The organism is Hymenobacter norwichensis DSM 15439, from assembly GCF_000420705.1.
GTDB lineage: Bacteria > Bacteroidota > Bacteroidia > Cytophagales > Hymenobacteraceae > Hymenobacter > Hymenobacter norwichensis.
Genome location: NZ_ATVL01000012.1, coordinates 322,711 through 336,002 on the forward strand (window position 1 = coordinate 322,711; position 13,292 = coordinate 336,002).

Genomic DNA, 13,292 nt, shown 5'->3' on the forward strand with positions numbered 1-13,292 from the left:
CGGCATGACGTTCTTGTGTTTCGGAAAGTTTGATTTGGTGTCAAGCAAGGTGCGGCATCAAAAACCAAAGTAGAGAAGCCGGTGGTAAATAAGCTGTATAAGCGTTTTTTCAATTCGAAGACAAGCTGGCTTGTGGCTGGTGGTATTTGGTGGGCAAATATGCTGGCAACCAGTCCCGCCCTGGCCCAGCCTACACCATCAACCGCACCAGCTCAGGCGCTTTGGCACAACGAAGCCCGCACCCTGCGCTACCGCCCCGACGGTACCGACTTCGTGATTGAAAACGGCACCAAGCGTTTCACCCGCGCCCTGTACGGCACCAACACCGCCTTCCGCGTAGAAACCGGCGACCTGCCTGAGTTTGCTCTGTACCTGCCCGGCATGGGCGGCAACTTCAAGTTTGGGCTGCAAGCCGGTAACCAAAGCAAATGGCTCATCAAAGCCAGCCGTATTGTAGCCCGCTATCGGCCGGGAGCCATGCTCTATGAAGTGTCTGACCCGCTGCTAGGAACCGGTAAGCTGCTGCTGGAAGTACAGGCTATGGCCGATGCCGAAGGCATGCTCATTAAGGCGCAGTTTGAAGGTGTACCAGCTGGGAAAGTGCAGCTGGTGTGGGCGTATGGGGGCGTTTCGGGAAAAAAGTTCAGCCGCGACGGTGACATTGGGGCCGACCCGGAATCCAGCTTCTACCTGAAGCCGGAGTACTGCACTGGCAACACATTTCAGCTGCAACGCAACACCTTCCAGCTAACGTACGGCGTCCCGCTCAAGAAAAAGGAAGGCGAGACAAAGGCCCAGATTGAACAGCGAAACCTGATAGGAGTGGTGCCGCCCAGTGCCCAACTGCGTGTGGCTGATGCCACGCAACAAGAGTCGCCGGGGCAGTTACTGACTTCTAAAGAAGCGAATGCGCCCGTGCTGGCAGGCAGCTTGCCTGTGAAAACTGGGGAGGCGCTGTACTTCGCGGTGCAAGTGCCCAAAACGGCGGCTATGCTGCGGTACACCGACCTACCCGCAGCCTTTGCACGGGCCGAAGCGGCGCGGCAACAACTGGCAAGCCGGATTCAGGTCACTACGCCCGACCCGTACATCAACACCTTGGGCGGGGCGCTGGGCGTAGCTGCCGATGCCATCTGGCAGGAGCCCGGCTACCTACACGGCGCTATTGCCTGGCGGATGCCGCTCAACGGCTGGCGCGGCGCTTACACCGCCGACCCGCTCGGCTGGCACGACCGGGCCCAAACGCACTTCCGGGCCTACGCTAAGTCGCAGCTGACCAGCCCCGCCGCGGGGCCGGTGGTGATGGATACGGCCCTGAACTTGGCCCGCAGCCAGGAGAAGCTGGGTACCAGCGTGTACAGCAGCGGCTACATCAGCCGTAATCCCGGCGGCGACTTCCGGCCCCACCACTACGACATGAACCTAGTGTTCATCGATGAGTTGCTGCGCCACTTCAACTGGACCGGCGACCTGGCCTTCGCCAAGGAAATGTACCCCGTCCTGCAACGCCACCTGGCCTGGGAGAAGCGCAACTTCGACTCCGACAACGACCACCTCTACGACGCCTACGCCGCCATCTGGGCCTCCGACGCCTTGCAATACAGCGGCGGTGCCGTCACGCATTCATCGGCCTATAACTACCTGGCAAATCAGCTGACAGCCGAGCTGGCTGAGCGCCTCGGCGAAAATCCAGCCCCATACCGTCAGGAAGCTACCGCCATCAAGCAGGCCATCGATAAACGCCTGTGGCTGTCCGACAAAGGCTGGTACGCCGAATATCAAGATGCACTGGGCCTGAAACAGCTGCACCCCGCCGCCGGCCTATGGACCGTGTACCATGCTCTCGACTCGCGAGTGCCCGACCCATTCCAGGCGTACCAGGCGCTACGCTACGTGGACGCGGAAATCCCACACATTCCGGTTCGCGCCGCTGGGCTGCCCGACGAAGGCTATTACCTGCTTTCGACTACCAACTGGCAGCCTTACGATTGGTCGATTAACAACGTGGCTATGGCGGAGGTGCTGCACACCACGCTGGCCAACTGGCAGGCGGGCCGCTCCGAAGAGGCGTTCAAGCTCTGGAAAAGCGCCTTGCTGGAAAGCATGTATCTGGGTAGTAGCCCCGGCAACTTCCAGCAGGTTTCCTTTTATGACGCCCACCGCGGCGAGCTGTACCGCGACTTCGCCGACCCGATTGGCATGGCGTCCCGCTCGTTGGTAGAAGGCTTGTTCGGGATTCAGCCCGATGCGCTGGCAGGTACGCTCGTGGTCCGGCCGGGGCTGCCCGCCGCCTGGAACGATGCCGCCCTAAAGGTACCGGATGTTACGTTCAACTTCCGCCGGACGGGCCAGCAGGAAACTTACACCATTACGCCGCGCTTCGCCAAACCCCTGAAGCTACGGCTGAAAATGCCGGCCCGTGGCACCACCGTGCAGAGCGTAACGGTAAACGGCCAACCGGTGAAATGGCAGAACGTAGCTGAGGCGGTAGGCCAGCCGGTCATCGAAATCAGCAGTGAGCCAGCGGCTAACTACGTGGTGCAAATCAGCTGGGCCGGCGACGCACCTGATACCGCCGCGCTAGCCACAGCCTACGCGCCTGGCGCGGAATTATCGGTGTATTTTCGCCACGCTCTCCTCAAAGGAATTCACGATCCGCAACGGGTACTAAGTAATGTTATGCCGGTGGCATATAATGGTTCTTGGTTGAAGGCGAAGGTATCCGGATCCGCGGGCAGCCGCACAGCTTTCGTGCAGCTCCAGCAAGGTGACCTGATGTGGTGGGCGCCGCTGGCCCTGAACGTGCAAATAGCCCCCACGCCGCCGGTTGCGGCTAACCGCGTTCCGGCAGCAGTGAAGTACGAGAAGGTGAGCCTGACGCCGTATTTCAACGACAAAGTCACGCAGATTTTCCAGAATAAGTACGTCTCGCCTCGGCCCGTCGGGCCTACCTTGCAGCTGCCTACGCAGGGCATCGGCAACTGGTGCTACCCGCTCACACAGGCCGTTATTGATGACGCTGGTTTGCGGCAAGTAGCCGGCGCAAAAAACGAAATTCAGCTGCCTGGGGGCATCCCGCTGGGTACGCCTGGCGCGGCTGATGCCAAGAATATCCTGTTTGTGTCGCAGTGGGACAATTACGCCGACTCGCAGACGCTTCCCCTGCGCGGTAAAGCGCGCCACGCCTACTTGCTGATGGCGGGTTCCACTAACCCTATGCAAAGCCAAATGACGAATGGCGAAGTGGTGATAACCTACGCCGACAACTCCACCGACATCCTGCCGCTGCGCAATCCTACCACTTGGTGGCCCATCGAGCAGGATTATCTGGAAGACGGTTTCGCCTTCACTACCGGCGTGCCTCGGCCGTACCGGCTTTACCTCAAAACCGGCCAGCTTTCCCGCGAGGCTCCGACAAGCTACACCAGCATTAAAGGCTTCAGCACCCGCGCCATCGACGGCGGCGCGGCCACCGTGCTAGACCTGCCCCTCAACCCCAAGAAGAAACTCAAGAGTCTCACGCTACGCGCCTTATCAAATGATGTCGTCATTGGCCTGATGAGCGTGACGCTGGCACGGGATTAAGCAACACCTAAACATCAGCCCGTCATGCAGAGCGCAGCGAAGCATCTCGCATGGTATCAGTAGGTTACTAATCCAACAGCAGCAGGCGAGATGCTTCGCTGCGCTCTGCATGACGGGCTTTTGCATGACGTTCATTTAACAAATACCATCCTTCCGCCTTATGCTACCACCTTCCAAACTACTTTCCAGCTTGCTCTTCCTCGGCTTCACCCAGCCGCTGCTAGCCCAGAAAACGCCTATCGACCGTAAAGCCCTGGTGGAGCGCCACACCGTGGTGAACACCACGACTGATACCCTGTCGTCGGTGTCGGTGGGGAACGGGGCGTTTGCGTACACCGTGGACGTGACGGGGTTGCAGACGTTTCCGCTGTACTATGAGAAAGGTGTGCCGCTGGGGACGCAGTCGGAGTGGGGGTGGCACAGCTTCCCCAACAAGGAAGGCTACAAGTTCGAGCAGAGTTTGCGCGACTACGACCTGAACGGGCGCAAAGTCAGCTACTCGGTGCAGGTGAAAACGGCCGGCAACAAAGAGGCCGTGGACTTCATGCGGGCCAATCCGCACCGCTTGCAGCTGGGCAACCTGGGGTTTGTGCTGGTGAAGAAGAACGGCAAGCCCGCCACCATCAAAGACCTGCGCAACATCCGGCAAACCCTCAACCCCTGGACCGGCGAAATCAAAAGCCACTTTACGCTGGAAGGCGTGCCAGTGGATGTCGTGACGGTGGGACACCAGCAGCAGGACGCCGTAGCGGCCCGTGTGGAATCCAAATTGCTGCAAACCGGGCAGTTGAAAGTGGCTCTGCGCTTCCCGTGGCCTACCGCCGGCTGGGCCGATATGGGCACCGACTACACCCATACCGACCAGCACAAATCGAGCATCACGGAAGCGAAGAAGGGCACGGCGCTGCTCACGCACCAACTTGACACCACCAAATACACGGTAGCGCTAAACTGGCAGCAACCCGCCACCCTGACCGCCGAGCAAGCCCACGAATTCATCCTCACGCCCGGTAAGCAAGGTGCGGTACTAGAGTTTGGCTGCCGCTTCGCGCCGCGCGCCGCCGTAGCCCCTACGTTTGCCGCTACTCGCACCAACAGCCAGCAGCAGTGGCCGACGTTCTGGAAAAGCGGCGGGGCCGTAGACTTCACCGGTACCACCGACCCTCGCGCCAAAGAGTTGGAGCGCCGCATCATCTTGTCGCAGTACCTGACCCGTTTGCAAGGTGCGGGCTCGCAGCCGCCGCAGGAAACCGGGTTGGTGCTGAACAGCTGGTACGGCCGGCCGCACCTCGAAATGCACTGGTGGCACTCGGCCCACTTCGCGCTGTGGGGCCGCCCCGAATTACTGGAGAAGAGCCTTGTTTGGTATGGCCGTCCCGATGTGCGCGCCGAAGCCTGCAAGATTGCCCAGCGCCAAGGCTACGACGGCGTGCGGTGGCAGAAAATGACTGACCCCTGGGGCCAGGAAGGGCCGTCGTCGGTGGGGGCGTTTCTGATTTGGCAGCAGCCGCACTTCATCTATTTCGCTGAGGAAGCCTACCGCGCCCACCCCGATGCCGCTACGCTCAAGCTGTACCAGGACCGGGTAGCGGCCACAGCCGAATTCATGGCATCGTACCCGTTCTATGAGAAAGACAAGGACCGGTACATCCTCGGCAAGGGCGTCATTCCGGCGCAGGAGCGGTTCAAGGCCGAGGAAACGTTCAACCCCACCTTCGAGCTGGTATACTGGAATTGGGCCCTGACCACGGCCCAGCAGTGGCGCGTCCGGCAGGGCCAGCCACGCAATGCCAAGTGGGACGAAGTACTGGCCAAGCTTTCCAAATTGCCCCAAGCTGGCGGCGTGTACCTGGCCACCGAATCGGCCCCTGATTCCTACACCAACCCCGAGTTCAAAACCGACCACCCCTCGGTGCTGGGCGCGCTGGGCGTGATGCCCGCCACCGGCCAGGTGGATGCCGCCACCATGCGCCGTACCTTCGATTTGGTGTGGAAAGATTGGAGCTGGGACAAAACCTGGGGCTGGGACTTCCCCATGACCTCTATGACGGCTACCCGCCTCGGCCTACCCGACAAAGCCGTGGACGCCCTGTTGATGAAGGTGCAAAAGAACACCTACCTGCCCAGCGGCCACAATTACCAGGAGGACCGCCTACCCATCTACCTGCCCGGCAACGGCGGTCTGCTGTCGGCCGTGGCCCTCATGTGCGCCGGCTACGACGGCTGCAAAGAAGAAACCCCTGGCATCCCAAAAGGCTGGAAGGTGCGCTGGGAAGGCTTGAGCAAGATGCCTTAAAGAAGATCTTCTTGGGTGGAATTAGAATCTAGAAAGCTAGTTCCCCTCCTTGTTGAAAGGAGGGGTGGCCGCAGGCCGGGGTGGTCCAGCCGTTGTTTAATTGAACGGCATCTAGCCTTAGGTTTCTAATCCTAGTTAACCACCCCGCCCTTCGGGCACCCCTCCTTGAAAAAAGGAGGGGAACTAACACCAATTTCTAGCTCTAGCCCCGATAACCTTCCAGTTCCACCTAGTATTTAGCATGATAAAATCACTCGCCTTCCTTTCCTTACTCGCGCTTTCGGGTGCGGCGGCAGCTCAACAATCCGCTTTGCCGGCCGTGAAAACCACCTCTTTCCGCGCTGATACTTTCTCTATTGCCAAGTATGGCGCGGTGCCCGATGCCGTGACATCGAACACCACGGCCTTGCAAAAAGCCATAGACGAATGCAGCCAAAAAGGCGGTGGGGTGGTGCTAGTGCCGCGCGGGCAGTGGCTAACCGGCCCGATTGAGATGCGCAGCAACGTGAACCTGCACGTAGCAACCGGGGCGCTAGTCCAGTTTAGCGACAACCGCGCCGACTACAAACTCCACAAAACCAACTGGGAAGGCCTCGACGCCGTGCGCAACCAAGCGCTGATTTACGGTAAGAACCTGGAAAACGTAGCCATAACCGGCACAGGCATCCTCGACGGGGCCGGTGAGGCGTGGTGGATGGTGCAGAAGGGCCGTACGCCGGAAGGGGAGTGGAAACAACTGGTGGCATCGGGTGGCTTCCTCAACGAGAAGCAGGACCGGTGGTATCCCTCGGCCCAAAGCCTGAAAGGCACCACGGTGAAGGAAGGCGGCGTGTTGACTGAGGAGAAAAAAGAAATCAAGGATTTCGAGGAAATCAAGGATTACCTGCGGCCCGATTTTCTGGTGCTCGACCAGTGCAAGCGGCTGCTGCTCGAAGGCGTCACGTTCCAGAACTCCCCAGCCTGGACGGTGCATCCCATGCGTAGCGAAGACGTAATCGTGCGCAACATCAACGTGCTCAACGGCCCTTACACGCCCAACACTGACGCCCTGGATCTGGAATCCTGCAAAAACGGCATCGTGGAAGGCTGCACGTTCAGCGCCGGCGACGACGCTATTTGCATCAAGTCGGGCCGCAACGAGCAGGGGCGCAAACGTGCCATGCCCACCGAGAACTTCATCATCCGCAACTGCAAGGTGTACCGCGGCCACGGCGGCTTCGTGATTGGCAGTGAAATGTCGGGCGGGGCGCGCAACCTCTACGTGAGCAACATCACCATGATAGGCACCGACATCGGGCTGCGCTTCAAGACGACGCGCGGCCGGGGCGGTATCGTGGAGAACATCTTCATTCAGGACATCGACATGAAGGACATTCCCGGTGAGGCCATCTTGTTCGACATGTACTACATGATTAAGGACCCAACGCCGCAGGTAGCCGGCTCCAAGGAACGGCCCGTGTCGCCGGCCAAACCCGTGGATGAAGGCACGCCGCAGTTCCGCAAAATCCAGATCCGAAATGTGACCTGCAACGGCGCCCGCACCGGCATCATGGTGCGCGGCCTGCCCGAAATGAGCATCAAGGACATCAGCATCGAAAACGCCGTGCTGAAAAGCGACAAAGGCCTGGTCTGCATCGAAGCCGACAACATCAGCCTCAAAAACGTGACCCTGTTGCCCACCAGCACCGACCCTGTAATGGAAGTGCACAACAGCCAGAACATCACCCTCGACAACATCAAATACGCCCCCGGCGCTACCACGCTGTTACGCGTATCCGGCGCCGATAAAGCCAAGAACGTCCGCCTAATAAACACCGACGCCACGAAAGCCAAGCAACCATTGGAGCTAGGCGAGAAGGTGTCGAAAAGGGTAGTAACATTGTCGAAGCGCTAACGCCTGTAAATTGAACGTCATGCAGAGCGCAGCGAAGCATCTCGCGTGCTGACGTTGCAACGGTAATCCTGACGTCAGCACGCGAGATGCTTCGGCTGCGCCTCTGCATGACGGCCTTTAGTGTTTCAGAATGTCAAGGGATGGAGTAGAAAGGTCGATTGCTAGTTGATTCTGCTAGTTTCCTATTGAATCCAGCCAAAAAGCTACAAGCGGCTTCGTATTTGCCAGCGTAGTATTGAGCCATTAAATCCATTTCCAATAAATATGAAGCTACAAGTGATGCTGCGTTTCTGCCTAGTGGCAGTTTGGGTGACCCTAAGCTCCGGCTTATACGCCCAGACCAAGCCCAAAACCACGTTGCCGTTGTCGCAGCAAATGGCCGATTCGTTTATGCAGCTCTACCCCGATTCGGTGCCGGCCAGCCGCAACCGGGCAGCCCGCTGGGGCTACGAGCACGGGCTGATGCTGAAGTCGATTGAGCGGGTGTGGCAGCGTACCGGCGACAAAAAGTACCTCGACTACATCGTGAAAACGATGGACTACTCGCTGCCTGCCGACGGGTCCATCCAGTACTTCAAGATGGCCGATTACAACCTCGACAACATCAACGCGGGCCGCGTGCTGCTCACGCTCATGCAGCAGCCCGGCCTCGATAAAGCGAAGTATCAGCGCGCTGCCGAACTGCTGCACAAGCAATTGCAAGACCAGCCCACTACCAAGGAAGGCGGCTACTGGCACAAGAAGCGCTACCCCTATCAAATCTGGCTGGATGGCCTGTATATGGCTGAGCCATTTTCGGCCGAGTACAGCAAGCTGTTCAACCAGCCCGCCGGCTTCGACCATGTAGCCCTGCAATTCGCGCAAGTGGAAAAGCACCTCGTGGACCCCAAAACCGGCCTGCTTTACCACGGCTACGACGAAAGCAAAGAGCAGAAGTGGGCCGACAAAACCACCGGCCTCTCGCCCAACTTCTGGAGCCGCGGCATCGGCTGGTACGCCATGGCCCTGGTCGATGTGCTCGACTATTTCCCGAAAGACCACCCCCAACGCGGCCAGCTTATCAAGGATTTGCAGCGCCTAGCGCCGGTGCTGGTGAAGTACCAGGACCCGAAAACTGGCGGGTGGTGGCAGGTAACCGACCAGGCCAACCGCAAAGGCAACTACATTGAAACCTCGGGCTCCTGCATGTTCGTGTACGCGCTGGCTAAGGGCGTGCGCATGGGCTACCTCGACAAGAAGTTCGCCGCGCCGGCTCAGAAAGGCTACCAAGGCATCGTGAAGGAGTTCGTAGCCACCGAGCCCAACGGCCTACTGGCCCTGAACGGCACTGTTAGCGTCGGCGGCCTTGGTGGCGACCCATACCGCGACGGGTCGTATGAGTACTACCTCAGTGAGCCCATCAAAAAGAACGACTTCAAAGGCGTCGGCCCGTTCATCATGGCCAGCGTGGAAATGGAAATGGCCAAAGGCAAGAAGTAGAAGCGTCTAGTCTCTACAGCGCACAAAGGGCCCGTAACTCATCGTTGCGGGCCCTTTGTACTTTTGGGAGTAGTCAACTATTTAGAGGATAAGCTAGAGCTTCAAAATAAACTCCGTTCGTCATGCAGAGCGCAGCGAAGCATCTCGCGTGCTGAGGTTGCAGAGCCAATTCAATGATTCGAGCGAGATGCTTCGCTGCGCTCTGCATGACGAACAGAGATTTAGACAGCCTATACAATCAAATCGACTGAAACCCACCCGATTCCTGGAAAGCAGGATACTACAGGTTACTGATAGGGAAATTCCGGGGTAAGTTGGGACGAAAATCACCTCCTGGCTTCCCGCTTCCTTTTCCATGAAGACCACATTCTTACCCTGGCTGGCCTGCGCTGCGCTGTTCTGGACCGCGCCGGCCGCTGCCCAAACGTCGGCTCGCAAGCAGGTGCAGTACCTCTCCGGCACCGACAACATCCACACGAAAACCTGGGATTTTTACTGCACCGGCGGCCGCCGCAGCGGCGCCTGGACCACTATTCAGGTGCCTTCGAGCTGGGAGCAGCAGGGTTTCGGCAGCTACAACTACGGCCGCGACTACAAAACCTACGGCAAGAACTTCCGCTTCGCCGACGAGAAAGGCCAATACAAGCACCAGTTCAAAGTGCCCGCCGCCTGGCAGGGGCAGGAGATATTCATCGTGTTTGAGGGTTCGATGACGGATACCGAGGTGAAGGTGAACGGCCAGTTGGCCGGTCCCATTCACCAGGGCGCGTTCTACCGCTTCAAGTACGACCTCACCGACAAGCTGAAATACGGCCAAGACAACCTACTGGAAATAACCGTCAGCAAGATGTCGGCCGAGCCGACCGTGAACAACGCCGAACGCCTCGCCGATTATTGGGTGTTCGGTGGCATTTTCCGGCCGGTGTATCTGGAAGCGTATCCCAAGCAGTTCATTCCGCACACCGCCATCAACGCTCGTGCCGACGGTACGTTTGCCGTTAATGTAGCCCTCAAAGGTTTGCGCCAGCCGACCGACGTGAAGGCTGATATTCTGGACGCCCAAGGCAAGGTGGTAGGCACCGCCCAAGGCCGCGCCGCCGCCAACGATACGCTGGTGAAGCTCAGTACCACAGTTAGCAAACCGCTGCTCTGGAACTCCGAGAAGCCGAACATGTACCGCACCAACATTCGGCTGGAAGCGGGCGGCCAGACGCTCTACCAAACCACTGAGAAGTTCGGGTTCCGCACCATCGAAATCCGGCGCGGCAAGGGCATCTACGTGAACGGCACGCAGGTGAAAATGAAGGGCATCAACCGGCACAGCTGGTGGCCCGAAACGGCCCGCACCCTCAACGACTCGATTCACTTGATGGACGTGAAGCTCATCAAGGAAATGAACATGAACGCCGTGCGCATGTCGCACTACCCGCCCGATGCCAAGTTCCTGGACCTCTGCGACTCGCTCGGCCTCTACGTGCTCGATGAGTTGGCGGGCTGGCAGAAAGCCTACGGCACCAAAGTAGGGGAGAAGCTGGTGCGTGAGATGGTGATAAAAGATGTCAATCACCCGAGCATCATCTTCTGGAGCAACGGCAACGAAGGTGGCACCAATAAGGAATTGGACGACGACTACGGCAAGTATGACCTCTCGAACCGCCCCGTCATCCACGCCCACCACCGCCCCGGCAACGCCTTCAACGGCATCGACTGCAACCACTACGAGAACTACTACAGCACCCAGAAAATCCTCGCCGATTCGCTGATTTACATGCCCACCGAGTTCCTGCACGCCCAGGACGACGGTGGCGCTGCCGTGGGTCTGGCCGACTTCTGGGACCTGCACTGGAAGTCGCAACGCTCCGGCGGGGGCTTCCTGTGGGCCTTGGTGGATGAAGGCATCGTGCGCACCGACCAGAACAACATCATCGACGTGAACGGCGTGAATGCGCCCGACGGCGTGGTAGGTCCGCACCGCGAGAAGGAGGGGAGCTTCTACGCCCTGCGGGAGATTTTCTCGCCCATCAAGATTGACATGAAGGAGTTGCCCGCCAAGTTCAAGGGCACGATTCCGGTGGAGAACCGCTACCACTACAACAACCTCAATGAGTGCTTTTTCCAGTGGGAACTGGTGAACTACCGCCAGCCCGGCGAAGTTTTCACCGGCTCGACCACCATGCAAAAAAGCCGCGCCGCTTCGCCGGCCGTGGCGCCGCTGGGCCGCGGGGAGTTGAAACTGAAGCTGCCCAAAAACTGGCAGGACTATGATGCGCTGGTGCTCTCGGCCTATGACCCGCAGAAAAACCTGGTGTACAAATGGACCTGGAAAACTGGCGACAACACCCGCTTGCTCCGCAACATCCTGCCCGGCAAGGAGAAGCAACCAGCCGTAGCCGCCACCGAAACCGACAGCACCCTCACGCTGCAAGCCGCCGGCATCACAGTGAGCTTCAACAAGAAAACCGGCGAAATCCAGGACGTGAAAGGCAACAGCGGCGACAAGTTGAGCTTCGGCAAAGGCCCGGTGCTGGTGAGCGGCAACGCCACCTTCACCGGCCTAAAACGCCGCACCGAGCCTGATGGCGAAGTGGTGGAAATGAGCTACCAAGGCGACTTGAAAACCATGCGCTACAAGATGGACGGTAACGGCTGGCTGCGCCTCGACTACGAGTTTGCCGCGCAGGGCGACTTGCCCTTCACCGGCATCAGCTTCACCTATCCCGAAAACTACGTGCTAGGGGCCAAGTGGCTCGGTAAAGGTCCGTACCGCGTCTGGAAAAACCGCATGCAGGGCGTGGGCGAAAACGTGTGGGAAAACGCCTACAACAACACCCAAACCGGCGCCGCCCCCTGGATTTACCCCGAGTTCAAAGGCTACTTCGCCGATATCACCTGGATGGAAATGAACACTGTGGAAGGCAAGTTCCTGGTGGCCAGCCCCGACAAAGGTTTGTTCGTGCGGCTGTTTGATTTCTACGGCTTGTCGGGCGTGAAGCCTTCCCCCTCGCTGCCCGTCGGCAACCTATCGTTCCTGGAAACTATTCCGCCGCTCGGCACCAAGCTGGCTTTGAACATCGACGCCAACACCAAAAACCTCGGCCCCAACAGCGAGCTAAACCACGTTAGTGGCCCCTCGAAGCGCACCTTGTACTTCTTCTTCGGCCTACCAAAATCCAGCGCTGCCCCGCAACCTTACAAGGCTCCGGCCAAGGACGAGCTGTTTTAATAGCAGGTCATTTAACTAGGGAGTGTTAACAGTCGCGTAACCAGAGGACGATTGCGGCAAGATGAACAAAGGCCAGAAAATGCGCATCCAACTTGTCATACCGAGTAGCTACGCGCCGAAACTGCTTGAGGCGGCTGAAGAGTCGCTCCACGGAATGGCGTTGGGCGTAGCGGGCCGCGTCGTAGGCCCGCGGGTGGCGGCGCTTGCGCCGGGGCGGAATCACGGCGTGTATGCCGCGGGCCGCCAGGGCGGCTACGAGCGGGTCGGAATCGTAGCCCCGGTCGGCAAGCAGGTAGGCTGGGGCCAGCCCATCGAGCAGCGGCAAGGCCTGCGGAGCGTCGTGGCGCTGACCGGCTGTCAGGCCCAGGCGCACGGGCCGGCCGCGGGCATCGCTCACCACGTGCAGTTTGGTAGTCAAGCCGCCGCGGCTGCGTCCGAGGGCTTGCGGCCCGTTTTTTTGCGCGCCCCGCTCGCGTGCTGGTGGGCCCGCACGGTAGTCGAGTCGACCAGCAGCGTGTGCAACGCGTCGTCCTGTTGCACGGCCGCCAGCACCCGGGCCCACACGCCCGAAACGGTCCAGCGCTGGAAGCGCGTGTACGTGGTGTGCCAGTTGCCCCATTCGGCCGGCAAGGCCCGCCACCGGCACCCGTTACGGGCTAGCCACAGCACCGCTTCCACAAACCGGCGGTTGTCCTGCCCGCGGCCACCTTTGGTGCCGACTCGCCCTGGCAGCAGCGGCGCAAGCCGCGCCCACTGCACATCGGTCAACAAATAGTCCATGTCCCAAACATAATACCTACTGTTAACACCTCCTA

Annotated in this window: 6 protein-coding genes; 5 read left to right on the forward strand and 1 reads right to left on the reverse strand. The window is 59.4% G+C overall.

All coding sequences use genetic code 11. The annotated features are described in order from the left end of the window. The first annotated feature begins 159 nt into the window (after nt 1-159). The 5 genes from G536_RS0124045 to G536_RS29660 all read left to right on the forward strand — a co-directional run bounded on the left by G536_RS0124045 (nt 160) and on the right by G536_RS29660 (nt 12,477). Nucleotides 160-3,585: a DUF4450 domain-containing protein gene (locus G536_RS0124045; protein WP_022826167.1), complete on the forward strand. Its 3,426-nt coding sequence runs from the start codon at nt 160-162 to the stop codon at nt 3,583-3,585. A gap of 160 nt (nt 3,586-3,745) precedes the next feature. Further along, entirely contained in the window at nt 3,746-5,881 is a 2,136-nt protein-coding gene (locus G536_RS0124050) for a hypothetical protein (RefSeq protein ID WP_022826168.1), read from the forward strand. Nucleotides 5,882-6,122: 241 nt separating this feature from the next. After that, nucleotides 6,123-7,775, forward strand: coding sequence for a glycoside hydrolase family 28 protein (locus G536_RS29650; protein WP_051167085.1), 1,653 nt, complete (start codon nt 6,123-6,125; stop codon nt 7,773-7,775). 264 nt (nt 7,776-8,039) lie between these two features. Continuing rightward, nucleotides 8,040-9,254 (forward strand): glycoside hydrolase family 88 protein, encoded by a 1,215-nt coding sequence (locus tag G536_RS29655; RefSeq protein WP_022826170.1) that lies wholly within the window; start codon nt 8,040-8,042, stop codon nt 9,252-9,254. A gap of 355 nt (nt 9,255-9,609) precedes the next feature. Then, a complete protein-coding gene (locus G536_RS29660; protein WP_022826171.1) occupies nt 9,610-12,477 on the forward strand; it encodes a glycoside hydrolase family 2 protein in 2,868 nt (955 codons plus the stop codon). A gap of 25 nt (nt 12,478-12,502) precedes the next feature. Here G536_RS29660 and G536_RS0124070 read toward each other — a convergent pair. Next, nucleotides 12,503-13,257 (reverse strand): IS5 family transposase gene (locus G536_RS0124070; RefSeq protein ID WP_425402139.1). Its coding sequence is split into 2 segments (ribosomal slippage): nt 12,503-12,927 and nt 12,927-13,257, totalling 756 coding nucleotides; the frame shifts between segments, so codons are not numbered across the junction. Nucleotides 13,258-13,292 lie beyond the last annotated feature (35 nt).

Coding starts and splice junctions, on each gene's coding strand:
- G536_RS0124045 (WP_022826167.1), top strand. CDS start 160: ATGCTGGCAACCAGTCCCGCCCTGGCCCAGCCTACACCATCAACCGCA.
- G536_RS0124050 (WP_022826168.1), top strand. CDS start 3,746: ATGCTACCACCTTCCAAACTACTTTCCAGCTTGCTCTTCCTCGGCTTC.
- G536_RS29650 (WP_051167085.1), top strand. CDS start 6,123: ATGATAAAATCACTCGCCTTCCTTTCCTTACTCGCGCTTTCGGGTGCG.
- G536_RS29655 (WP_022826170.1), top strand. CDS start 8,040: ATGAAGCTACAAGTGATGCTGCGTTTCTGCCTAGTGGCAGTTTGGGTG.
- G536_RS29660 (WP_022826171.1), top strand. CDS start 9,610: ATGAAGACCACATTCTTACCCTGGCTGGCCTGCGCTGCGCTGTTCTGG.